This window comes from Salmonella sp. 741265050_HSA, assembly GCF_046569445.1.
In the GTDB taxonomy this organism is placed as follows: domain Bacteria; phylum Pseudomonadota; class Gammaproteobacteria; order Enterobacterales; family Enterobacteriaceae; genus Salmonella; species Salmonella enterica.
Genome location: NZ_JBKFSV010000009.1, coordinates 123,832 through 147,685, shown reverse-complemented (window position 1 = coordinate 147,685; position 23,854 = coordinate 123,832). Strand labels below are relative to the sequence as shown.

The 23,854-nt window shown below is 49.8% G+C and carries 22 protein-coding genes and 1 pseudogene; 12 read left to right on the top strand and 11 right to left on the bottom strand.

Going from position 1 to position 23,854, the window contains the following annotated elements; genetic code table 11:
- Positions 1-396: 396 nt before the first annotated feature.
- Positions 397-453 carry a hypothetical protein gene (locus ACLD4F_RS15745; RefSeq protein WP_290369650.1) on the bottom strand — a complete coding sequence of 19 codons (57 nt, stop codon included), beginning with the start codon at positions 451-453 and terminating at the stop codon, positions 397-399.
- Between the two features lie 573 nt (positions 454-1,026).
- Between ACLD4F_RS15745 and ACLD4F_RS15740 the strand changes: the two genes are divergently transcribed.
- On the top strand, positions 1,027-1,779 hold the full coding sequence (locus ACLD4F_RS15740) for a non-specific acid phosphatase (RefSeq protein WP_411010921.1): 753 nt from the start codon (positions 1,027-1,029) through the stop codon (positions 1,777-1,779).
- A 247-nt stretch (positions 1,780-2,026) separates the two neighbouring features.
- Here ACLD4F_RS15740 and ACLD4F_RS15735 read toward each other — a convergent pair whose 3' ends face one another.
- Positions 2,027-2,518 carry a GNAT family N-acetyltransferase gene (locus tag ACLD4F_RS15735; RefSeq protein WP_079981304.1) on the bottom strand — a complete coding sequence of 164 codons (492 nt, stop codon included), beginning with the start codon at positions 2,516-2,518 and terminating at the stop codon, positions 2,027-2,029.
- Positions 2,515-2,808, bottom strand: a complete 294-nt coding sequence (locus ACLD4F_RS15730; RefSeq protein WP_001110453.1) for a DUF1778 domain-containing protein — start codon at positions 2,806-2,808, stop codon at positions 2,515-2,517. Before ACLD4F_RS15730 ends, ACLD4F_RS15735 begins: the two co-directional genes overlap by 4 nt.
- 317 nt (positions 2,809-3,125) lie before the next feature.
- Between ACLD4F_RS15730 and ACLD4F_RS15725 the strand changes: the two are divergent.
- From ACLD4F_RS15725 to rtsB, 3 genes and pseudogenes are all read left to right on the top strand, one after another.
- A pseudogene (locus ACLD4F_RS15725) lies at positions 3,126-3,348 on the top strand (hypothetical protein).
- A 263-nt stretch (positions 3,349-3,611) separates the two neighbouring features.
- Entirely contained in the window at positions 3,612-4,487 is an 876-nt protein-coding gene (locus tag ACLD4F_RS15720) for an AraC family transcriptional regulator (protein ID WP_000921676.1), read from the top strand.
- Positions 4,484-4,771: a transcriptional regulator RtsB gene (gene rtsB, locus ACLD4F_RS15715; protein ID WP_001541332.1), complete on the top strand. Its 288-nt coding sequence runs from the start codon at positions 4,484-4,486 to the stop codon at positions 4,769-4,771. The genes ACLD4F_RS15720 and rtsB overlap by 4 nt, the downstream gene beginning before the upstream one ends.
- Here the strand turns inward: rtsB and ACLD4F_RS15710 are convergent.
- Complete coding sequence (locus ACLD4F_RS15710; RefSeq protein WP_411010920.1) at positions 4,764-5,072, bottom strand: ATP-binding cassette domain-containing protein; 309 nt, start codon at positions 5,070-5,072, stop codon at positions 4,764-4,766. The genes rtsB and ACLD4F_RS15710 overlap by 8 nt on opposite strands.
- Here ACLD4F_RS15710 and ACLD4F_RS15705 point away from each other — a divergent pair.
- Positions 5,008-5,469, top strand: coding sequence for an Ig-like domain-containing protein (locus ACLD4F_RS15705; RefSeq protein WP_411010919.1), 462 nt, complete (start codon positions 5,008-5,010; stop codon positions 5,467-5,469). The genes ACLD4F_RS15710 and ACLD4F_RS15705 overlap by 65 nt on opposite strands.
- Before the next feature lie 294 nt (positions 5,470-5,763).
- Here ACLD4F_RS15705 and ACLD4F_RS15700 read toward each other — a convergent pair whose 3' ends face one another.
- The gene (locus ACLD4F_RS15700) at positions 5,764-6,669 is read right to left on the bottom strand and encodes an SdiA-regulated domain-containing protein (protein ID WP_076727846.1); all 906 of its coding nucleotides are present in this window, start codon (positions 6,667-6,669) and stop codon (positions 5,764-5,766) included.
- 303 nt (positions 6,670-6,972) lie between these two features.
- On the opposite strand from ACLD4F_RS15700, the gene ACLD4F_RS15695 reads away from it, so the two are divergent.
- A complete protein-coding gene (locus tag ACLD4F_RS15695) occupies positions 6,973-8,373 on the top strand; it encodes a DUF1996 domain-containing protein (RefSeq protein ID WP_000773784.1) in 1,401 nt (466 codons plus the stop codon).
- A gap of 83 nt (positions 8,374-8,456) precedes the next feature.
- Here the strand turns inward: ACLD4F_RS15695 and ACLD4F_RS15690 are convergent, their stop codons facing one another.
- From ACLD4F_RS15690 to ACLD4F_RS15675, 4 genes are all read right to left on the bottom strand, one after another.
- Positions 8,457-9,050, bottom strand: coding sequence for a molecular chaperone (locus tag ACLD4F_RS15690; protein WP_322499412.1), 594 nt, complete (start codon positions 9,048-9,050; stop codon positions 8,457-8,459).
- Between the two features lie 75 nt (positions 9,051-9,125).
- On the bottom strand, positions 9,126-9,899 hold the full coding sequence (locus ACLD4F_RS15685; protein WP_000544921.1) for a dimethyl sulfoxide reductase anchor subunit family protein: 774 nt from the start codon (positions 9,897-9,899) through the stop codon (positions 9,126-9,128).
- The gene (locus ACLD4F_RS15680) at positions 9,892-10,518 is read right to left on the bottom strand and encodes a DMSO/selenate family reductase complex B subunit (protein WP_000816143.1); all 627 of its coding nucleotides are present in this window, start codon (positions 10,516-10,518) and stop codon (positions 9,892-9,894) included. The genes ACLD4F_RS15685 and ACLD4F_RS15680 overlap by 8 nt, the downstream gene beginning before the upstream one ends.
- A gap of 13 nt (positions 10,519-10,531) precedes the next feature.
- Positions 10,532-12,961: a DMSO/selenate family reductase complex A subunit gene (locus ACLD4F_RS15675; RefSeq protein WP_139775860.1), complete on the bottom strand. Its 2,430-nt coding sequence runs from the start codon at positions 12,959-12,961 to the stop codon at positions 10,532-10,534.
- A 374-nt stretch (positions 12,962-13,335) separates the two neighbouring features.
- On the opposite strand from ACLD4F_RS15675, the gene ACLD4F_RS15670 reads away from it, so the two are divergent.
- The 5 genes from ACLD4F_RS15670 to fumA all read left to right on the top strand — a co-directional run bounded on the left by ACLD4F_RS15670 (position 13,336) and on the right by fumA (position 19,495).
- Positions 13,336-14,967 carry a sensor histidine kinase gene (locus tag ACLD4F_RS15670; RefSeq protein ID WP_079944680.1) on the top strand — a complete coding sequence of 544 codons (1,632 nt, stop codon included), beginning with the start codon at positions 13,336-13,338 and terminating at the stop codon, positions 14,965-14,967.
- Positions 14,964-15,683 carry a two-component system response regulator DcuR gene (gene dcuR, locus ACLD4F_RS15665; protein ID WP_000611307.1) on the top strand — a complete coding sequence of 240 codons (720 nt, stop codon included), beginning with the start codon at positions 14,964-14,966 and terminating at the stop codon, positions 15,681-15,683. The genes ACLD4F_RS15670 and dcuR overlap by 4 nt, the downstream gene beginning before the upstream one ends.
- A gap of 316 nt (positions 15,684-15,999) precedes the next feature.
- A complete protein-coding gene (locus tag ACLD4F_RS15660) occupies positions 16,000-16,266 on the top strand; it encodes a hypothetical protein (RefSeq protein ID WP_079944679.1) in 267 nt (88 codons plus the stop codon).
- A gap of 146 nt (positions 16,267-16,412) precedes the next feature.
- A complete protein-coding gene (gene dcuB, locus ACLD4F_RS15655; RefSeq protein WP_079944678.1) occupies positions 16,413-17,753 on the top strand; it encodes an anaerobic C4-dicarboxylate transporter DcuB in 1,341 nt (446 codons plus the stop codon).
- Between the two features lie 95 nt (positions 17,754-17,848).
- Positions 17,849-19,495 carry a class I fumarate hydratase FumA gene (gene fumA / locus ACLD4F_RS15650; RefSeq protein WP_000037205.1) on the top strand — a complete coding sequence of 549 codons (1,647 nt, stop codon included), beginning with the start codon at positions 17,849-17,851 and terminating at the stop codon, positions 19,493-19,495.
- A 97-nt stretch (positions 19,496-19,592) separates the two neighbouring features.
- Here the strand turns inward: fumA and melB are convergent, their stop codons facing one another.
- Entirely contained in the window at positions 19,593-21,023 is a 1,431-nt protein-coding gene (gene melB / locus ACLD4F_RS15645; protein ID WP_079944677.1) for a melibiose:sodium transporter MelB, read from the bottom strand.
- Positions 21,024-21,106: 83 nt separating this feature from the next.
- Positions 21,107-22,462 carry an alpha-galactosidase gene (gene melA / locus ACLD4F_RS15640; RefSeq protein ID WP_001534541.1) on the bottom strand — a complete coding sequence of 452 codons (1,356 nt, stop codon included), beginning with the start codon at positions 22,460-22,462 and terminating at the stop codon, positions 21,107-21,109.
- Between the two features lie 268 nt (positions 22,463-22,730).
- Here melA and melR point away from each other — a divergent pair, with 268 nt between their 5' ends.
- Positions 22,731-23,663: a transcriptional regulator MelR gene (gene melR, locus ACLD4F_RS15635; protein WP_000106992.1), complete on the top strand. Its 933-nt coding sequence runs from the start codon at positions 22,731-22,733 to the stop codon at positions 23,661-23,663.
- Positions 23,664-23,854 lie beyond the last annotated feature (191 nt).

The following is a 23,854-nucleotide window of genomic DNA, read 5'->3' as shown; positions in this document are numbered from 1 at the left end:
ATGAATAAGTAAAACTGTTTTCAATGCCATTCATGGCAACCCCTCCAAACAACAAAAGACAACATATTGAACTCATAACCAATTGTTTAAATTAAAAAAAACAACAAAATATAATTACAATATGATGTTGTTATAAAAAAATTATTTAAAGTCACATAGTTACAATGTAATGACAACAAATTATTGTTTTTAATTGATTTTTTAATAAGTCATATAATAAAATGATGGTATATCCGTTGGTATAAATGAGGTTTATATGAAAAAATATCAATATAATTATACTATTAATATATATTGCGGGTGCGAGTCCGGCACCACTTATTCAGAAAACCCAGCCTATGGCTGGGTTTTTGCTTTTCTGGGAATGGAAATCCGTAGCCCCCATCTCCGGCCTGACTAGCTATAACCAGAAGGCCAGATTTTCTCTGGCGCAACGCCCAGCGCTTCGGCGATCAGCCGCTCATCTTTGGGCCTGGGTCAAAAGCTTACTTAGCTACAGGGAGATTATTACCAGTAATAACGCCTATCACTCCATCTGACGGTTCGCTAGCCCCGACAAGTGAATCCAATATTTCCGCCATGTACTTTTTCATCACTGACAACAACAATTCCTTCGCCAATTTTAGCATTTTTCTTTGTCGGTTTCTTTATTCTTAAATACTGTTTCCGACTCTTGTTCATAATCATAAATTAATACTCAGCACATCATGACTGATGGTAGTTATCGGGGTAACAGGGCACATAATTTAAAATACTTATTCATACTTTGTTATTACGTAAATATTTTAACCTAATGCGTGTCAGTCAGGCACGCAGATAAAAAATAACCGGGGAGAAAAGTTAAACAAAATACTGTTAGCCGGAAGTACCGGTATTGTTCTGTTGTCCGCTGCAGTCAGTTCGGTATGGGTAGAGGATAATGCCAGTACAGCGTCCTGCTTTTTTACCTGTATGTTGAATAACCATTTCAATAAATCATTATAGAATCACATCTGTTTATTATTGCCTGATCCGGAGTGAGTCTTTATGAAAAGTCGTTATTTACTATTTTTTGTACCACTGATCGTAGCTAAATATACATCAGCAGCAACAATGCAACCCTTTCATTCTCCTGAAGAATCAGTGAACAGTCAGTTCTACTTACCACCACCGCCAGGTAATGATGATCCGGCTTTCCGCTATGATAAGGAGGCTTATTTTAAGGGCTATGCGATAAAGGGTTCCCCACGATGGAAACAAGCTGCTGAGGATGCAGATATAAGCGTGGAAAATATAGCCAGAATATTCTCGCCAGTAGTGGGTGCTAAAATTAATCCCGAAGATACGCCAGAAACCTGGAATATGTTACAGAATCTTCTGAAAATGGGCGGCTACTACGCTACGGCTTCGGCAAAAAAATATTATATGCGTACTCGCCCCTTTGTCTTATTTAATCATTCCACCTGCCGTCCTGAAGATGAGAATACTTTACGCAAAGATGGCTCTTACCCTTCCGGGCATACTGCCTATGGTACACTTCTGGCATTAGTATTATCCGAGGCCAGACCGGAACGCGCGCAGGAGCTCGCCAGACGAGGATGGGAGTTCGGGCAAAGCAGAGTAATATGCGGTGCTCACTGGCAAAGCGATGTTGATGCCGGCCGTTATGTGGGAGCAGTAGAGTTTGCAAGGTTGCAAACAATCCCGGCTTTTCAGAAGTCACTGGCAAAAGTCCGCCAGGAGCTGAACGACAAAAATAATTTATTGAGTAAAGAAGATTACCCCAAACTTAATTACTGAAGGTGAAAGTCTTCCCGCAAACTGGCCACAGCAAATGAAAGGAAGTGCAACTGCGTAGGGGCGACCGGGCGTGGAGAATGCCTTCGGTTTCCCCGATTCGCATGAATTCAACGCCCCCTTCCCCCGTTTGCAGTCCGTCCAGACCGTCATGATGTCGTTGTCCGGCTGAAGCGGTAAAACCGGTCTGGCTCACTGACTGTCCACAGCGAATTCCGGCCATCAGAAGCTAAGGGATACGTTCTGGAGTTTAAACACTCTCCACCAAATCCCCCAACGTCACCATCAACATCATCGGATCCATCGGCGACGGTACAAACCCCACCCGCTGGTAAAATTCCCGCGCTTCATCCGACAGGGCGTGAACCAGCATCCCGCGAATGCCGATAGTCTCCGCCACCTGAATAACCCGCAGCCCTGCGTCGCGTACCAGCGCCCGACCAACGCCCTGCCCATGAAGCGATTTATCCACCGCCAGACGCCCCAATACCACAATCGGAATCGAGTCAGGCATATTGCGACGAAAGCGACCGGGGGCGGTATTCGTCGTGACCGCGCTGGACGCCAGCGAGTAATAGGCCAGTACGCTCGAATCGCTGCCACAACACACAAAGGTACGGGACGCACCAGTGGTCTGATTTTTCATCGCCCGCTGTTTCAGCCAGTTAGCCATAGAATCCACACCGCAGCAAAACGGAGTAAGAATATGTCCGGCATGAAGCGGCTCAGGGGCGGAGATCATTTTTCCTGCTCCCACGGCGCAGGGGTCTGCATGGTTTTACGCAGTGCGGCATTAGGTGAAGGTGTTTGATCCAAACGAGCCAGAAATTCCTGATAAGCCTGTGGATCGGCCATAATGATGCGTTGTTCGATAAGCGCTTCCTCTGCGGCAGCGCGGGCGGCTTCCAGCACAAAGTCTGTGCGGTTTTTCCCTCTGGCTTTCGCCGCTCGATCGATAAGATCGCGCTCGGCGGGTTTGATACGCAGGTTCAGGGTTTCGCGTTTCATCGCCATACTGTTTGCGGCTGGCATAGTGTTGTCCTCTTGTACTTCTGTGGATATTAAGTATACAACACGCGTAACGCAGATGTCATTACGATAAATTTAGAAGGAATAGAACCGGAGTATCGAACCGAAAGGTTTTCTACTCATTTAGAGATTCAGGACCAGGCTGTGCGCTGGCATTCGCTGTGAGTGATTCCTCCTCGGGGCCGACGCAGCAAAAGATTCAATACTGCCGCGCCAAAACACGCAACATTATACAATCCAGAAAGCATAAACCTAACGGATACGCACAGTAAGAACCTCAATAACGTGTTACATCGTTTTTTATAAAGCCAACCATACGATTGAATGCTTCCCCTCCCCCTCAAACTTCCGGATATCGCTACACCGTCTACCCGCCGCAGTATATATTTACCGCGTTGTATGCCTTTCCTAACCGAGAGCGTTAATATTTACATCCAGGATAAACCTTATCACAAATTAACATCAGATCTTATACCTCATGCTAACTACCTCCATGAAATTAAAGAGCTATTCTCTAAAAGATTAAAGGCAATTATTACTTAATTCAAATTTTAAAGAGATAATTTGATAATAACATGAGCCAATTCTTGTAAATTTCCATCTTTTTTTTATACGCGACATAGTTTTTTAACGATACTATAATATGTAGAAATGCAATATAAAATAGCACTTTCCATAGAAAATGAAAAGATCGCTACCTGATACCTTAAGTTCGCCAATACTTATATAGCTATATATTAGTTTTTTTGAAATATTTTTCAGAATAATTTTTGATTTACACGCACATTTAATAAAAGGAAATTATCATGCTAAAAGTATTTAATCCCTCACCTGTCCAGGTGGGGAGCATTGAATGTTTACAATCAGCGCAAAACTGGCAGAGGAAATCCTTATCACTTCAGGGATTAAATTTACTGCAGTCCGTACTCATCAAGCTCACCACGGGTAAAATTTCAATTACGACATCGTCCGGGGAGTATATTACGGCATCAGGGCCAATGTTAATATTTTTAGCTAAAGATCAAACTATTCATATCACTATGGAAGAGACTCATGAACAGTTAAATTATAATTTAATTGAATTAGATTCAGCGTCAATAAAAAATGCTTATAATTTTTTTCTGTATGAACATGCAGACTTTTCGGCCCCATTAACAAAACCGACGACAAAACATCTGTTAGCGCCAATAGAAACAGGCGTAGCAAGAGTATTCAACCTCTTACACTCTTCAAATAAAAGCCAAAAACTATCCCAAGATAAAAAGGAATATTTAATAAGATTTCTACTTTCAGAGTTCATCTATGAACCCGAAGCATTTGCTCTCTTTAGAGAACTATCGCAAAATACATTAGCCGAAAATATCTATAATATTATTATAAGCGACATAAGTCGAAAATGGGCGCTCAAGGATATTTCTGACTCACTCTATATGAGTTGCTCCACATTAAAAAGGAAATTAAAACAAGAGAACACCTCATTCAGCGAAGTTTACCTTAATGCGAGAATGAATAAAGCGACAAAACTTTTACGCAATAGTGAATATAATATTACCCGAGTGGCTTATATGTGTGGTTATGATAGTGCTTCTTATTTTACATGCGTTTTTAAAAAACACTTCAAAACTACACCATCAGAATTTTTAGCGTTTTTATCTTCCTCTCGTCATCAATATGTTAATTGAGATATCTGACAATGCAGTATAAGAACAAAGCAAAACATATTAATATAAAAGATGGAATTCTGTTGCTCGCTAAAAAATTCGATCTAACATTGAGTGAGAAAAAAGTTATTTATTACGTGGCAGCAGGATTATCTGTTAAAAGTTGCTCAAATTTATTAGACCGAAATATAAAAACGATTTCAACACAAAAGAGATCAGCCTATAAAAAAATGGATATTACTACTGATGTTGAATTAATCCATTTGATGCTGAATGAGTTTTACATATCAGTCGATATTACGTAATTCTTTCTAAAATGTTGCCAGAGTGGTAGGCAAGGCAATTCTGGATCTCATCTTCAGAGATCGGTGTGATATCTACGTTGTTTGATTTAACTGATCCCGTATAGCAATGACTGGAATTTGATAGTGCTTTGATTAAAGAAGATTTACCTGAACCTGATGTACCGATAATACCCACAAAATCTCCGGGAACAGCAGTGAATGAAAGCTGATCAATCAGTGTTCGTTCCGCAAACACTATGGGTAATTCTTCGCTGTCTATCGGCTGGCTGACGATAGACTCTACACCGCCAGTACGTTCCATGAAGGATAATAGTGATATTGGCGCCAGAGGCGATAATATCACTAACATCAATACACCGACCTTTATCGGCTCCTCAGAAGCTCACGCAACAATTAAGCTGACTACTGATACACAATCGCCCGCCGAACCAACGTTGGGATCGACTGTTAACAGTCTGGATAACACCGTCACCCTTAAGGGAGTCGTGGAGGCGCATCAGGATATTCAGGTGAAGGTCACGGTCACGGTCACGGTCACGGTCACGGTCAACGATACGGACTATACAGCCAGTGGAACATTTACAGGTACATCGCCGACGGAAAACCCGGTTAACAAGAGTTCCGGCGTAGATGAAATGATTTCGCTTAGCGAGGCGACATGGCATTCGGTAAGTGTTGATGAAGAATATTATGCCTGACAACTAAACATCACCATGCGAGGTCTCTTCGGAGGCCTCCTGAAAAAAACAGAATAATATTTATTGTCTGTTAATTATTACAGATAGAGTTAATTTATAAAAAAAAGCGGCAGACTACGCTGCCGCAAATATGAGGAGGACAATTACCGTTACGCTACACCACAAAGTAATCCGTTACTGAGGTAAGTAAAACATAAATATCCCCAACAATGAATCAACGAATCAAGCAATCGTCAAATCATGGTATTAATAACCTTGTTCTGTTTTAGCATACTATGACAGTAAAAATAGATTTTAGTCATTCTGTATATCACACGAAAATTTATAAAACAGATTTGGTTCACTCACAATATACAAATTATTTTCATTATCCATGGCAATCCCTTCTGGTTGGGGGATATCGTCTCTGAGCCCTGACCACTCCGCCGTCAGGAACAATCGATCGCGCACCCGCCACTCGGAACTGACCTCCAGAATCATTTTTGACTCGTCCGACAACACCAGCAGCGAATCCGTTGGGGCATGGTATTCAAGTCCGGAGACATCGCTCACACTTGCAGTGATGGCAGAAGGCAACGCTCTGGTGATACCATTTTTGCTCATCTCTACTTCTTTGATCATAATGGGTTTTCTTTCTTTTGCGGCATATAATCTCTCATTTTTCGCATCCCATGCCGTACCTTCCAGCCCTTTATTTTTTGCTTTGTCATAACCCTCAAGCTTCACCATGGAGATTATCTGCATGGTGCCGCGCTGAATATCCACCTGTGTTTTATAGACCGCGCCATCTTTCTCACTGCCTATCTGGAACTGGTTACCCCCACTCCATGCAATAGACTCCGGGTCGTGGATGCCCTGGAGCGGCATCCGCCCTATCAGCTGCCCTTCTGTCGTTAACCAGACCAGTTCAGGGGGATTATTAATAACGGCGAAAAGCATCCTGTCTTCGGCGGAGTAGGTCAAACCTGAAAGGTTACTCTTAACTCCTGCGACTGGTTTTTGCTGAATAACCGCTTTATAGCTACTCAGTGCTAGCGCCGAAGGTTTATCACCATATTTGAGGATCAGTTGATAAACATAGCGTATATCGTCCCTGACCATAAATAAAATCACGCCCAAGAGTACAACCACAATAACGCGTTTTAGTAATCTCATAAAAAATCCATAGCAGATCGCGTCACGACTGATGTCGTAACGCATTTCTTAAAAATAAAGCCGATGTCCGATAGAATCGTTATTCGGTTATGGCGAGCGCCATTAGCATAGGCAAAATGAAATAGTGAGGGTTATCACAAAAAGCCCGATTTTAATCACTAACGTACCCTTTTTGTAAATTGACATAATCAAGAGGAGGGTAGTTTCGGCTAATTATTTAAATAGTACGTCTGCAAATTCGCCCCTGTATGCAGGGCGAATGACAAAAAGTGATAATTAATGAGATGTAACACCGCAATCTGATCTGCTATTGCTGCTCCCACTTCTATTCAACCGGGCAGCAAAAAAATGAAACTCAACCTTATTACCGTCAGCCTGGCTACGCTCGTTGCCGCTGGCGCATTCCCGGCCCATGCCGGTCCTCAGGCGCATGTCGTGTGCGGCTATCACCACACGCTGGGCGATGACGCGATTATGATGTTTGGTAAAGCGAATCAGGCGATGTGGCATGACTTTTTTGGCAACACCCACACCGACGCGGTCTCTACCTACCAGACGTTGCGCGCGCAACCAGATACCACCTGTGATAATAAAGCCGACAGCTCCGCTTACTGGGCGCCGTCCATGAAATTACCCGATGGTGAAATCGTAAATCCCGCCTACCAAAAGACCTATTATCAATCCACAAATGTTGCGCAATATCCGCTCCATCCATTCCCGGCCGGGCTGGAGTTACTGGCAGGCGATCATCACGGTACTGGCCCCAGTTCCGCAATCACCTTTTTATGTGCCAACGGCAAAGGTTACACCAACAAGGTAGGCGAAATATGCGGCCTGCGTAAAGCGGGCGATGCCGTCCAGTTTAATATCGGGATCGCTTTCCCCAACTGTTGGGATGGCGTCAACCTGAAACCGACCCATAGTCACAATAACGCTATCTATGCCGACCACGGGAAATGTTCCGCAGACTATCCGGTCAAAATCCCGACGGTTAATATGAACATCGCCTGGGTACTCCCGCAGATCTCCTCGCTGGATACGTCCAAAGTGGAATTGTCGATGGACCCGGTAATGCATGGCGAAACCCGGGAAGAGCGCTGGGGAAGTCTTTATACCGCCCATGCCGATTTTATGAATGGCTGGACGGAAGATGGCGCGCAGTTTATGACGGATCTGTGTATGAATCAGGGACTGGATTGCGGCACTACGGTTCCTTACGCCTACAGTAAAGCGGAAGAAAATACCTGGGTAAGCAGCGAAGACGACAAGCCTCATGCCAGCGTCGATACCTTGTACGTACAGGATGACTGGACAAATGGCGGACGCACGCAGCACCCGGAAACGCTCACGCTGGTGAAATTTAAGATCCCGCCCCTGCCTGCCAATATGGACGCTTCGCTATTCAAATACCGTATTCGCCTTTTTGGCGGCAAAACGGAAGCGAACGGCGCCGATCAAATTTTCTTTTACCCGACCAGCAGTGACTGGCACGTCAGTACCGTGTCCTGGAACAATAAACCGGCGATCAACTACCGTTCCGATGCCGTATTATATCTGGACCATTCACATGAGTATCGTATGGTTGATGTCGATAAAGCGGTGCGCAAAGCGCTGGCGGAAGGGAAAACGGAAATATCCTGGTATATCGGCGGCGACCGTCAGGGAAATCACTACGATTTCACGCCAGCGGACTCAAAACAGAGCCTGGTGCTGATGCTGACCGGTTTCAAAAAGACGCCGGAGCTGTAATAGTAAACTGTGCCCGCTGACGCAACAGCGGGCACGATGGCGGCACAAGTATTACGGCACGCCATCAAAACCCGACCAATACCTCAGAAAAACAACCGTTTATTCTCAGGCTGTAGTCCCTGTTGCTGCTGAACATCCTGCAGATAACAGGTCGCTACGACGGCAAGCCGGGCATAGAAGGCGCTAACGGTATTGCGTTGCAGCAATTCCAGATAGCGGAATCCCCAGGGCAGCAGATGCGCCTCCAGTAACCGGTTGGCCGCCACGTTGTCGCCTCGTGCCAGCAGATCGCTACAGGCCAATAGCATCAGGCCAAACTGATCTTCCGGCTCGCGTTCACGGTCAGTGAATACCATGCCCTGCGACTGTAAAAAAGCTCGATAATCGGCGGTGGTTTCCCCCATCAGCAAATTATCTTTTTCCAGATAGACCGATCCCCAGGGCGGGACGGGCATCTTTCCCTGGCCTTCAAACAACACAGAAAATTGCCATGTAAGCGCATCATCATCCGGTAGCGACCATGACGCACACAGTGATTCAATAGGTCCACGATCGCGCCAGGGGTAAAGCTCAGGCAACGTTGGCAAACAGTCGAACAACGCTTTCACCTCCGGCCTCTCAGGGGAGAAGTAAAACAGTGCGCCGAGGATACGCGGCAAAACAGCACGGGAAGGCATAGCAATAGCTCCTGAAATATTTCGCCTGATGACGCTACGCTTATCAGGCTTACATGGCATAAACCGGGCAAAAAACTACATTGGCAGCGTCCACAGATTGTAAAACGCAATCCTACCCGCCAACTCCGCCGCGATAACCACCACTGCCGTCATGGCCAGCACCGCAGCGCTCGATTTCAGGCGCGCGCAGACCACCACCCCGACCACGCCCGCCGCCAGCAATATCGCCTGGGCGGTAAACCAGCTATGCTGCGCGGCGGTCAGAGCGCTATCGGCGCTCATCAGCGTCGCCATATAGCCCGGGCGCAGACAAAAGCTCACCAAAATCGCCAACACGCTGACCAGTAGCCCCAGACGGCGCACGCCAAACAATGCCGCCAACGCGCCGCCGCCAATCAACGGCGTCAATATCATCATTGCCGTGGTGTAAGATGAACGCCAGGTCGCCACCGTCGGCAGTTGGTAAATCTGCGGAACGGCGTATAAGAAGACTACTCCGACTATCGCCGCCAACCAGACCAACGCGTTACACAGCGGCGTCGCCCGGTTCAGCAACAAACCGAGCGCCCCCAGACCGCCGAGCGCTGCAAAAGCCGCCGACAAGACAATCTCGTTACTCATCGGCGAATGTCCGACGCGCAGCAGCATATTCAGCGCGCGCAGCGGTTGCCCGACGTGGAAGATGCCGACAATGACGCCCAGCCCAAACAGGCACATCACCGAGAACAGACCAATAGCCTTGCGCCGCGGCGCGACCAGCCCCATTGCGCCGCCAATCAGCAGCAGAATAAACGCACCGACCGCGCTCTGGGTAAAGACCGTAAAAAAGACCAGCGGTAACTCATGCATGGCGCACCTCCCGAATGTTCATGATTGCGCCTTCCGTATCGCCCGTGGGTCTCGCTTTCGGATGCGGTTTAATAATGAGGTTAGGATGGGTGAACGACGCCGAAGGCAGCGGCGCGATTTGATTCTCCGTGCCATATTTTGCCCGTAATTCATCGACAGGGCCGAAATCCAGCGCTCGCTGCGGGCAAGAATCCACACAGATAGGGCGCAGATTGTTCTCCAGTCGGTCAAGACAACCGTCGCATTTGCGCATCACGTTCGCCTGCGTATCAAACTGCGGCGCGCCGTAGGGGCAACGCATTTCACAATAGCGACAGCCGACGCATACGCTGTCATCCACCACGACCAGACCATCTTCTTTGCGTTTATGCATCGCCCCGGTTGGACAGCCGGAGACACATACCGGCTCATCGCAATGGTTACAAGCAATAGAGAGGTAGTAGGTAAAGGTGTCGTGATGCCAGCTTTCCCCCTCTTTCACCCAGCTTCCGCCGCCATATTCATAGACGCGGCGCAGTTTCGGACCGACATCCAGATCTTTATTATCCTTGCAGCTTACCTGGCAGGTTTTACAGCCTGAACAGCGCGAGGAGTCAACATAAAAGCCATACTGTTTCATCGTACATCACTCCTTAAGCGCGTTTAATTTCAACCAGATTGGTATGCTGCGGATTGCCTTTCGCCAGCGGCGAAGGATGGTGGCTGGTCAGCGTATTGATACAGCCGCCGACATCAACGCCGTTGCCGTCAAGCTGCGTCCACGCGCCCTGCGGCATCGCCGCCACGCCGGGTAAAATGCGCTGGGTCACTTTACAGGGAAGCTCCACCACGCCGCGGTCATTGAATACATGCACCCGATCGCCGGACTTCAGTTGGCGGGCGCTGGCGTCAATCGGGTTAATCCAGACTTCATCCGGCACCGCCTCATGCAGCATCAGCACATTGCTGTAGGTCGAGTGGGTATGCCCTTTGGTATGGAAGCCGCTTAACTGCAACGGATACTTCGCCGTCAGCGTTTTGTTAAGGTGCGACTCTTTCGCCGGACAAAATTCCGGCAATGCGGGAATTCGCTCGCCTTCTGGCAACGTCCACGTTTGCGCCAGATCCGCCAGCGCCTGGGAGTAAATTTCAATTTTGCCCGACGGCGTGGAGAGTGGATTAGCCTCGGCGTCGGCGCGGAAATCGGCAAACGCAAGGCTCTGCTGCTCGGTAGCGATACGCTGGTCAATCACGCCCATCTCTTTCGCCACGCTCCACTCCGGCAGGTATGGACGTTTTTCACGGATCTGCTGATAGTGCATCTCCGCCCACTGCGCCTGAGTTCGGCCCTCGGTATATTGCTCGCGCAGTCCAAGATGCCCGGCGATATCCGCGCAGATGTCATACGTGCTGCGCACTTCCCACATCGGTTTAACGGTTTTCTGAATCGCAATCATATAGTTATGCGATCCCGCCGCATAGGAGCTGTCCACCAGGTCTTCCGCCTCAAGATAGCTGGTCTCCGGCAACAGCAGGTCCGCATACATCGCGCTGGGCGTCATATGGTTTTCAATCACGATAATGGTTTCACACAGCGATTCATCCGCGAGAATTTGACGGGTGCGGTTTGTTTCGCCGTGCTGATTCAGCAAAGTATTACCGGCCTGGTTGAAAAACAGCTTAATTCCGGTTTTTAGCCTGTCCGCGCCTTTCACGCCCATTGTCGTCGCGGTCATTTTCTCCGGGTGCTGAATGGCGTCCGTCCACAGATAGCAAGGAATAGAGGTTGTGATCGGATTCTTACCGACGGGCAACAATGGCACGCCATACGGCGTACCGTAAGGCCAGTTGCCATTGTTGGTGCCGGGCCGCCCGAAGTGGCCGGTTAACGCTGGCAGCGTCTGAATAGCACGCACGGTTTGTTCGCCGTTGGCATGACGCTGCGGCCCCCAGCCCTGGCAAATATAGCAGGCGCGCGCCGAGGCGATTTCGCGCGCCAGTTGGCGAATACGCGTTGCCGGAATTCCGGTGATATCCGCCGCCCATTCCGGGGTTTTCGCGATACCGTCATCGCCCGTGCCAAGAACATAATCTTTATAGCTGGCGTTAGGCGCAGCCGTGTCCGGCAAGGTGCTACGGTCATAACCGACGCAATAGCGGTTTACCAGCGCCTCGTCGAGAAGCTGTTCGGTAATCAGCGTATGCGCTATGCCGGCGACTAACGCAGCGTCCGTGGTTGGGCGAATCGGTAGCCATTCGGCGTGTTCGGTAATCACCGAATCGGTATAGCGCGGATCGATAATAATGACTCGGGCTTTCGAGGTCTCCAGCGCCCGGCGCAGCTCTTCAACCTGACCGCCGCCGGACATCCGCGTTTCTGAGAGATTCAGGCCAAATAGCACCACCAGATCGGAATGCGCGATCTGCGTAAAATGGCTACCAACATAGGTACCATGCATATAGGGCGTTGCCGTCGCGATTTGCGCGGTCGAGTAGGTATTATGGTAATTTAAATAGCCACCGGTGAGATTTAACAATCGCTTCCATGCGGGCGATCCCTGCGTATGATAATATGCCCCGGATTGATAATTATAATAAATAGCTTCCCGGCCATATTGTTCGCTAACGCGCGTTAATTCCGCGGCAATAAAGGCCGTAGCCTCATCCCATGAAATACGTTTAAATTTTCCTTCGCCGCGTTTTCCCACTCTTTTCATCGGATACTTAATGCGATCCGGGCTATAGACGCGCCAGCGACTGGAACGCCCACGCAGGCAGGGACGAATCTGATGCTCGCCGAATACCGCGTCATCTTTCGCGTCTTCCGGCTCAATACGCACAATGCGATCATTTTTCACGATAACCTTAAGCGGGCATCGGCTGCCACAGTTGACCAGACAGGCGCTGTGCCTGACGGTTTCGTCGTTGGCATCCTTCGGTATCGGGGTATCCTGCGCCTGGGCAGTGGTAGCAAAAGGCAGCGTAATCGCCTGGCTTAGCGTCACCGCCGCCCCTACTTTTGCAGTAGCGACAATAGCATCACGTCGGGTTATGGTTGTGTTCAGCCATTTTTTTATTTCCATGTTTTATTTCTCACATTGCTTCCATAATTATTAATAATATGTAATGAAAACTAATCATAATAGATTAAACATTAGCGCTGATTGATTGTGATCAAACGCATTCTGAACGTCAGTAAAAATAAAATGTGATACCGCATACGTTATTATAAAAATTAATGAAAAATTATTTTATGTAATTCTGATGAAAATAAATTACCCATCCCGGTATCCGGCGATATTAATTAACGACATGACGTTTGCCAGTCGACATGAGCAGGTAGCGCCCCCTGCAAGGCAAGACGGGCCTTTCAACACTGGAGCAACATCGCCTATGCCTTTGAATTAGACGCTTCATCAGGGATAATAACCTTACGATTCGTCCGTTCAGGTCCACTATGAAACACTCCCTGCCATGCCGGGCGTTACGCAAACGCCCCATGAAACTCGGCACTACCGTCATTCTGATGGTCAGCGCCGTTCTGTTTTCGGTGCTCGTTGTGGTCCATCTGATCTATTTTTCGCAAATCAGCAGCATGACGCGCGACGCGCTGGCAGATAAAGCGCTGGCGGTGGCTCGCTCGCTGGCGGACTCTCCGGCAATTCGCGAGGGGCTGAAAAAAACGCCTGCGGAAAGCGGCATTCAGACGCTCGCCGAAGCGGTGAGCCAGCATAATGGCTTTTTGTTTATTGTGGTGACCAACATGCAGGGCATCCGTTATTCACACCCAGAAACGCAGCGAATCGGCCAACCGTTCAAAGGCGATGACATTCTGCTCGCGCTGCAGGGAAAGGAAAACGTTGCCATTAATCGCGGCTTTCTTGCCAAAGCGCTGCGCGTTTTCACACCGGTTTATGATGAACATCATCGGCAGATCGGCGTGGTAGCGATTGGCCTGGAACTCAGTCACGTTACGCAGCAGATCAACAATAGCCGCGGCAGTATTATCTGGTCCATTCTGTTCGGCGCTCTGGTGGGGTTATTAGGCACGTATGCGCTGGTCAAGGTGCTAAAACGTATCCTGTTTGGCCTCGAACCCTATGAGATCTCAACCCTGTTTGAACAACGCCAGGCGATGCTGCAGTCAATCAAAGAGGGCGTTATCGCCGTGGATGATAGCGGCGAAGTCACGTTGATTAACCATGCGGCGCAGGCGCTGCTCGATTATCGAAAAACGCAGGATGACGCCAGATTATCCACCCTGAGTCATGCCTGGTCGCAGGTGGTGGACATTAGCGAAGTGTTGCGTGACGGTACGCCGCGCCGCGATGAAGAGATCATCGTCAAAGGCCGCCTGCTGCTGGTGAATACCGTTCCGGTGCGCAGCAACGGCGAAATTATCGGCGCGATATCCACCTTCAGGGATAAAACAGAAGTTCGCCAACTGATGCAGCGGTTGGACGGGATGGTGAACTACGCGGATGCGCTCCGTGAACGATCCCACGAATTCATGAACAAATTACATGTGATTCTGGGATTATTGCACCTGAAGAGTTATAAGCAGCTTGAAGCGTATATTATCAAGACGGCCAATAACTATCAGGAAGAGATCGGTTTGCTGCTGGGTAAAATAAAGTCGCCGATTATCGCTGGCTTTTTGCTCAGTAAAATTACTCGCGCCTCTGATTTCGGGCACAGCCTGGTGATAAGCAGCGACAGCCAGTTACCGGATAATAACAATGAAGATCAGGTTACGGTGCTGATTACGGCGCTGGGTAATTTGATTGAAAACGCGCTGGAAGCGTTGAGCCAGGAATCCGGCGGCGAAATCAGCGTCTCGTTACACTACCGTCATGGCTGGCTGCATTGCGAAGTGAGCGATGACGGTCCGGGTATCGAACCTGAGCGCATCGAGGCGATTTTTGAAAAAGGCGTCTCGTCGAAAGGCGCCGAACGCGGCGTCGGTTTAGCGCTGGTTAAACAGCAGGTTGAAGCGCTTGGCGGCGTAATTTCCGTGGAGTCCGAGCCTGGGATCTTCACACAATTTTTTGTACAGTTACCCTGGGATGGAAAAAGGACCAGCCTATGATCAATGTATTAATTGTCGATGACGATGCGATGGTCGCGGAGTTAAATCGCCGCTATGTCGCGCAAATCTCCGGTTTTCATTGTTGTGGAACCGCTTCGACGCTGGAAAAAGCGAAAGAGTTTATCTTCAACAGTGAAAATCACATTGACCTAATCCTGCTGGATATCTACATGCAGCAGGAAAACGGATTGGATCTGCTGCCTGTCCTGCACAGCGCAGGCTGCAAAAGCGACGTTATTGTCATTTCTTCTGCCGCTGACGCCGCCACCATTAAAGATTCGCTTCACTACGGCGTGGTGGATTATCTGATCAAGCCTTTTCAGGCCACGCGCTTTGAAGAAGCGTTGACCGGCTGGCTACGTAAGAAAACGGCGATGGAAAAACGCCAGTATTACGAACAGTCTGAGCTTGACCTGCTCATTCACGGTAATTCATCCAGCGAGCAGGAGCCTCGTCGGCTACCAAAAGGGCTGACGCAGCAAACGCTACGCACCTTATGCCAGTGGATTGATGCGCATCAGGAGCAGGAATTTTCTACCGACGAGTTGGCCAACGAAGTGAATATCTCGCGCGTCTCCTGCCGTAAATATCTCATCTGGCTGGTGAATTGCCATATCTTGTTTACCAGTATTCATTACGGCGTGACCGGCAGGCCGGTTTACCGCTACCGCGTTCAGCCGGAACATTACTCTTTACTGAAACAATATTGTCAGTAAGGATACCGCATAAATCCGACGCGAAGCGTTATATCCTGGTAACATTTATTATAACAATGCCAATAAAAACGCTATCACATTAATAACAAACCTGGGAAATTGTGTCAGATCAAATATACTCAACCCAGGCCTGTTAACGTTATTTTCTATTATTACAGCGCTCTGCGCTGTTTTTAATTTCAAAACGCTAACAAAAGTTAATTAAGTATTATCCCATGCCGAGAGTGTGTATTTTTATTAAAAAAGGGATTTGTCCGGAATTTTCCTGACACTTAAATAAAATTATGTTTGTAGCAATGGAGCTTGTGCTACGCCTATGGACAATACGTATATTGGTGAGCAGATACGCGTCTCCACACGCCATACTAATAATTTAAAAAAATGGCGTGACAATGATCACATAAGTCACATTCTGTTCGATTTATCTCGTGATTTACCTGATGGCGAGACACAAAAATTAAAGAATAAACGCCTGTTTTTAAAACAGACAAATCATAATTTACTGCTCTCGCTGACTCCACCTGCCCATCGCCAGAGGGTACTCCCCTCTGAACATCACCATCGCAAGAAAATAATTACTTAAAGCAACTCTGTAAAAAGCTTAATCGTTAATCGTCGCCACTGGCGCATTGAATATTCGCCATTTCCTGATGCTCATTCACACAAATCAGAAGATGACTGTGATCCATTTATCAAAATTGACTGGGTTTATCGCGAGGATAAATAAAAATGTTATTTAGTATACAGCTTCTCATAATATTAATATGTCTGTTTTATGGTGCCCGAAAGGGCGGGATCGCGCTCGGGTTGTTGGGCGGTATTGGTCTGGTCATTCTGGTGTTTGTTTTCCATCTCCAGCCAGGTAAACCGCCCGTTGACGTAATGCTGGTCATTATCGCGGTAGTCGCCGCGTCGGCAACGTTGCAGGCGTCAGGCGGGCTGGATGTGATGCTGCAGATTGCCGAAAAGCTGCTGCGTCGCAACCCCAAATACGTCTCTATTGTGGCGCCGTTCGTCACCTGTACCCTGACGATTCTGTGTGGGACAGGCCACGTGGTCTACACCATTTTGCCGATTATCTATGATGTGGCGATCAAGAATAATATCCGTCCGGAACGTCCAATGGCGGCCAGTTCTATCGGCGCGCAAATGGGCATCATCGCCAGTCCGGTTTCCGTCGCCGTTGTTTCTCTGGTAGCGATGCTGGGCAACGTGACATTTGACGGAAAACATCTGGAGTTCCTCGATCTGCTGTCGATCACCATCCCGTCTACCCTGCTCGGTATCCTGGCAATCGGTATTTTTAGTTGGTTCCGCGGTAAAGATCTGGATAAAGACGAAGTGTTTCAGAAATTTATTTCCGTACCGGAAAACCGTCAGTACGTGTACGGCGATACCGCGACGCTGCTGGATAAAAAACTGCCGAAAAGCAACTGGCTGGCGATGTGGATCTTCCTGGCGGCGATTGCCGTGGTCGCTCTCCTGGGCGCGGACTCCGACTTACGTCCAACCTTCGGCGGCAAACCGTTGTCGATGGTGCTGGTCATTCAGATGTTCATGCTGCTGACCGGGGCGCTCATTATCATCCTGACCAAAACCAATCCTGCGTCTATCTCAAAAAACGAAGTTTTTCGTTCCGGTATGATTGCGATTGTCGCGGTATACGGGATCGCCTGGATGGCGGAAACCATGTTCGGCGCGCATATGTCGGAAATTCAGGGCGTGCTGGGCGAAATGGTCAAAGAGTATCCGTGGGCCTATGCCATCGTTCTGCTTCTGGTCTCCAAGTTTGTTAACTCCCAGGCAGCGGCGCTGGCGGCGATTGTTCCCGTCGCGCTGGCTATCGGTGTCGATCCGGCGTATATCGTGGCCTCTGCGCCGGCATGTTATGGCTACTATATCCTGCCGACCTACCCAAGCGATCTGGCGGCGATTCAGTTTGACCGTTCCGGCACAACCCGTATTGGCCGCTTCGTCATTAACCACAGCTTCATTCTGCCGGGTTTGATTGGCGTGAGCGTCTCCTGCGTCTTTGGCTGGATCTTTGCCGCAATGTACGGATTCCTGTAATGGCCGCGCGCGCCGCCCGGTTATGCGCGGCGCGCGACTTAGAGCCTGGCCCATGAGGTTCTTAATACATTTTCTTACTATTAGGCTGGAAGCACATGTCGAAAAAAGAGTTTATCTATCAGGCGCCTTTCCCGATGGGAGAGGACAAAACAGAGTATTATCTGCTCACCTCCGATTATGTCAGCGTCAGTGAATTCAACGGAGAATCTATCCTCAACGTTGAGCCGCAGGCGTTAACGTTGCTGGCTCAGCAGGCCTTCCATGATGCGTCTTTTATGCTCCGTCCTGAACACCAGCAGCAAGTCGCCGCCATTCTCAATGACCCCGAAGCCAGCGAAAACGACAAATATGTGGCGTTGCAATTCCTGAGAAACTCCGAGATCGCCGCCAAAGGCATTCTGCCGACCTGCCAGGATACCGGCACGGCGATTATCATGGGTAAAAAAGGCCAACGCGTCTGGACGGGCGGCGGCGATGAAGCCGCGCTCTCCAAAGGCGTGTTTAATACCTATATCGAAGATAACCTGCGCTACTCGCAGAACGCCCCGCTGGATATGTACAAAGAGGTCAATACCGGCAGCAACCTGCCAGCGCAAATCGATCTCTATGCCGTCGATGGCGACGAGTACAAGTTCCTTTGCGTGGCGAAAGGCGGCGGTTCAGCAAACAAAACGTATCTCTATCAGGAGACCAAAGCGCTGCTCACCCCAGGCAAGCTGAAAAACTTCCTCGTTGAGAAAATGCGCACGCTGGGCACCGCAGCCTGTCCGCCATACCATATCGCCTTTGTCATTGGCGGCACCTCGGCGGAAAGCACGCTGAAAACCGTTAAACTCGCCAGCACCCACTATTACGACGCGCTGCCGACGGAAGGTAACGAGCACGGCCAGGCATTCCGCGATCTCCACCTGGAACAGGAACTGCTGGAAGAAGCGCAAAAACTTGGCCTCGGCGCCCAGTTCGGCGGGAAATATTTCGCCCACGATATTCGCGTCATTCGCCTGCCGCGTCACGGCGCTTCCTGTCCGGTGGGGATGGGCGTCTCCTGCTCGGCCGACCGTAACATCAAAGCGAAAATCAACCGCGAAGGCATCTGGATCGAAAAACTGGAACACAATCCGGGCCAGTATATTCCGCCAGCGCTGCGTCAGGCGGGCGAAGGCGACGCGGTGAAAGTCGATCTCAACCGTCCGATGAAAGAGATCCTCGCCCAGCTATCGCAGTACCCGGTCTCGACTCGCCTGTCGCTGACGGGCACCATTATCGTAGGTCGCGATATCGCCCACGCGAAGCTAAAAGAGCGTATTGAATCCGGCGAAGACCTGCCGCAGTATATTAAAGACCACCCCATCTATTACGCAGGTCCGGCAAAAACCCCGGCAGGTTATCCATCTGGCTCATTAGGCCCCACCACCGCAGGCCGAATGGACTCTTATGTCGATCTACTGCAATCCCACGGCGGCAGTATGATCATGCTGGCGAAAGGCAACCGTAGTCAGCAGGTCACGGATGCCTGTAAAAAACATGGCGGCTTTTATTTGGGCAGTATCGGCGGCCCGGCGGCGGTACTGGCACAGCAGAGCATTAAGCATCTGGAGTGTGTCGAATATCCGGAACTCGGCATGGAAGCTATCTGGAAAATTGAAGTAGAAGATTTCCCGGCCTTTATCCTGGTGGATGACAAAGGCAACGATTTCTTCCAGCAGATTGTCAGCAAACAGTGCGCTAACTGCGCGAAATAACCTGGCAGGCCCGGCGTTCTCCCGGGCCGCGTTATCGGTTAATTGCCGGATGGCGCTACGCTTATCCGGCTTATCCGGCCTGCACGAGAGAACATGCTCACGCTTTTACATCGCTGGTCGCTACCACAGAAATCGCCGGGCTATCCGGCTGTTCGACGAATGGCGGCGTTTTCCGGTATTTATCCAGCAGGTGGATCTGAATCTTGCGCAGCATGTCGCCATTCAAACGGTAGTAGCGGAAGTAGAGAACCAACGTCATCATGAAAAACAGTACCGGCAGGACAATCATAATAAACTGCATCCCCTGCAGGGTTTGCGCAGACTGCGCCACGTTCGGCGTGTAGCCAATCAGCCCCAGCACCAGAGCGATAAAGAACGCCGCAAACGCCGAGCCGCCCTTCACGACCATCGTCTGTACGGAATAAGCGATACTCTCGCAGCGAACATTGAGCTTAAATTCCCCATAATCGACCGTATCCGCCACCATGATCACCTGAAGCACCCAAAAGAGCGCGGTCCCGATATTCAGGAAAATACCCGCCGCCACGATTAAAGCGGCATTATGGATATCCGCCAACGCCATCGCGAAGAGCCCTGCGCAACTCAGAACGGGCATCACGGAGGCGCCCGCCCACAATATCCGCCGCGATAACATTTTCACCAGCCGGGGGAAGACAATCAGCGTCAGCAGATTCGCCGCGCCGGCGTAAGAAAGGTAATAGGGAAAAAGATCGGCATCGCCAATCACATAGGTGAAGTAGTAGATCGCAAAGCCATTGATAATATTGGAGGCAATGTTATACGCCAGCGCCATTCCCAACAGGCAAGAGAGCTGATCGTTTTTGTATATCAATCCAACGATCGTTTTTAACGTCAGATGTGGGCGGCCCGCCGTTACACCGTTGTCGGAGGAGTACACCTCATGGACGTTGCGTAATGTCACGATAGTCGAGGCGATAAAGAACGCAATCAGCACCAGCGTAAACATCTGAAAGCCGAACCCACGATCCGCCCCGCCAACGTAGTTCACAAACGGCAGCGTTATACCGGCAGTGACGAAGCCAGCCAGACTGGCGAAGAAACGCGGGAACGGCACCAGTTGTTCGCGTTCTCGCTTATCAAGCGTAATGGTCGGCACCAGCGACCAAAATGGGATATCCATAATGGTATACGTCATGCCCCACAGGATGTAAGTTACGCAGACAAATACAACCTGCGCGGTTCCCTCAAAAAGATGGGCGCTGAACAGCAGGAAAAGCACCAGCGAATTGGTTAAGGTGCCGATCAATATCCACGGCTTAAATTTCCCCCACCGCGAACGCGTGGCGTTGACAATCCAGCCCATGATGGGATCGTTTATCGCATCCCAGATTCGCGCGACCAGAAAGAGGGTGCCGACGAGGCCGACCGAGAGTCCCACCACATCGGTGTAGTAATACATCAGGTACATATACACAATGCCGATGGCGAAATCCTTACCAAACGCACCGAACCCGTAACTCAGCTTTGTTGTCAGAGAGATGCTCATAGGGTACCGGGTCGCTGTTACCAGCGCCCGCCTTCTGTTAGTAGAGGTTAAACGCCGGATCTGCCGTCCAGCGCGGCTGGAGATTAACGGCGTAACCAGGCCGGAAGCCAGTCGCCATGCGCGGCGATCAGATCGTCAACCAACGCATAGATTTCTTCGATACCCAGCACCGCCGCGGTATGAGGGTCCATCATCGCCGCGTGATACACGCGATCGCGGTTTTCCGTGAGGATGGCTTCGGTCAACAGCGTTTGCACGTTGATGTTGGTCTGCATCATCGCCGCCAGATGAGAAGGGATCGTCCCCACCTTCGTCGGTTGAATGCCGTTGGCATCCACCAGACAAGCCACTTCCACGCAGCTTCCCTGCGGCAGGTTATCAATCAGCCCCTCATTACGCACATTGCCGTAAATCACGCTCGGCTCGCCGGTCCACAGAGCGTTCATAATGGTGCTGGCGTACTCGCGGGACGGTTTGATGTCGATACGCTCGGCGGTTTTATACTCCTCCAGCTCTTTATGCCAGTTCGCCAGTTGTTCTACGCAGCGTTTCGGATATTCATCCAGCGGCACCTTGTAACGTGCAATCAGATCCTCGCGTCCCGGTTTAATAAACCACGGCGTGTACTCGGCAAAATGCTCTGATGACTCGGTGACGAAGTAGCCCAACTTTTTGAACATCTCGTAGCGCACAATGTTCTGGCAGCGTTCATTGCCGTGAATATTGGGCTTCGGCGCCTGTCCGGCGTCATAGGCCGCCAGCAATTCAGGATAGAGATCGACATAAGTCCCGTCAGCCGTTTTGCGCTCCAGTTCCAGGTAAAACGCCATGTGGTTAATGCCGGCGCAGCGGTAGCGCAGCGAGGCGGGATCGATATTCAGGTCGCGCGCCAGTTCTTCCGCCGTTCCCTGTACCGAATGGCACAGGCCGACCTGTTTGATATGCGGATAGCGGGCATACATCGCCCAGGTATTCATCGCCATCGGGTTGACGTAATTGAGCATGGTGGCCTTCGGACAGACTTCCATCATGTCTTCGCAAATCCGCCACAGATGCGGGATAGTCCGCAGCGCGCGCATAATGCCGCCCGGCCCCAGCGTATCGGCGATCGTCTGTTCCAGGCCATGACGCTTACAAACCTCAAAATCGGTCACGGTGCAGGGTTCATAGCCGCCAATCTGAAAGGCGACCACCACGAAATCCGCATCCTGTAGCGCCGCTTTCTGGTGGGTATGGCAGGTAATCCGGCCTGAAGCGCCCGCTGAGTCCATCAGTTTCCGTACCACAATGTGCGACTCTTCCAGCCGGGTTTCGTCAATATCCATCAGGGCGACATGCGCTGATTTTAGCGCCTCGCGGTGAAACACATCGCCGAGGATATTTTTGACGAAAATCGTAGAACCTGCGCCGATAAAGGTAATTTTGGGTGCCGTCATCATGACTCTCCAGAACAGTAGTGAACACCTTCATGGTGGCACGCGTTCCCGGTGAAAACCTCCGTCTTCCCCGATGAGCATTCCCGAAAACTCAGATCGTATGCTGGCGCGCGGAAGATCTGAGTTTTTGGGACAAAATGGCGTAAAAAGCAGAGTATTCGGCCTGATAGTCAGGCTACGCTCTACAATATCGACGGATTCTGTGTCCGGATTCCCGGTTTCCTCCCGGCTAAAGGGGCATAATTCTGATAATTCAGGAAATGGAGTGACGATGAGTACGCAAGCAATATCCCTCCTCCCGCCCGACCCGCACATGTGCAACGGCGATGAAAAGCAAACCCGTAGCCCGCTGTCGCTCTATTCCGAATATCAACGACTGGACGTTGAACTGAGGCCGCCGCACAGAATGGCCAGCAGTCACTGGCATGGGCAAGTAGAAGTGAATGTTCCGTTTGACGGCGATGTGGAGTATTTAATCAACAATGAAGTCGTGCAGATAAAGCAGGGGCATATCACCCTGTTTTGGGCCTGTACGCCACACCAGCTTACCCGCCCCGGCAACTGCCGCCAGATGGCGATTTTCAGTTTGCCGATGCACCTGTTTCTCTCCTGGCCGCTGGATCGCGATCTTATCAACCATGTCACGCACGGGATGGTGGTTAAATCACTGGCGACCCAGCAGCTTAGCACCTTTGAAGTGTTGCGCTGGCAGCAGGAAACAAGCAGCCCGAATGAGCAAATTCGCCAGTTGGCGATCGATGAAATCGGCCTGATGCTTAAACGCTTTAGCCTTTCCGGCTGGCAGCCCATTTTGCTCAATAAAACATCTCGCACCCACAAGAATAGCGTCTCACGCCATGCGCAGTTTTACGTAAGCCAGATGCTGGGATTTATTGCCGATAACTACGATCAGGCGCTCACCATTAACGACGTCGCGGAGCATGTCAAACTCAATGCTAATTACGCGATGGGAATATTCCAGCGGGTTATGCAATTGACGATGAAGCAGTACATCACGGCGATGCGCATCAATCACGTACGTGCCTTATTGAGCGATACTGACAAAACGATCCTCGATGTCGCTCTGACTGCCGGGTTCCGATCCAGCAGCCGTTTTTACAGTACTTTTAGCAAATTTGTCGGTATGTCGCCGCAACAATACCGCAAGCTAAGTCAGCAACGACGCCAGACGATGCCCGGCTAAAGCCGGATACCACTATCAGCCAAAAAAATAATTCACCTGTCGATAAACGGCGGGTGAAATCGCTCGCTATCAATAATTAACCCATTGTTTATTAAAAAATAATATCAATAACTGACCATTATTTCATCACTTTACACCCCCTATTTGACGGGGTAATACTTGCCCACGTCACATTCATACGGCGGGTCGGC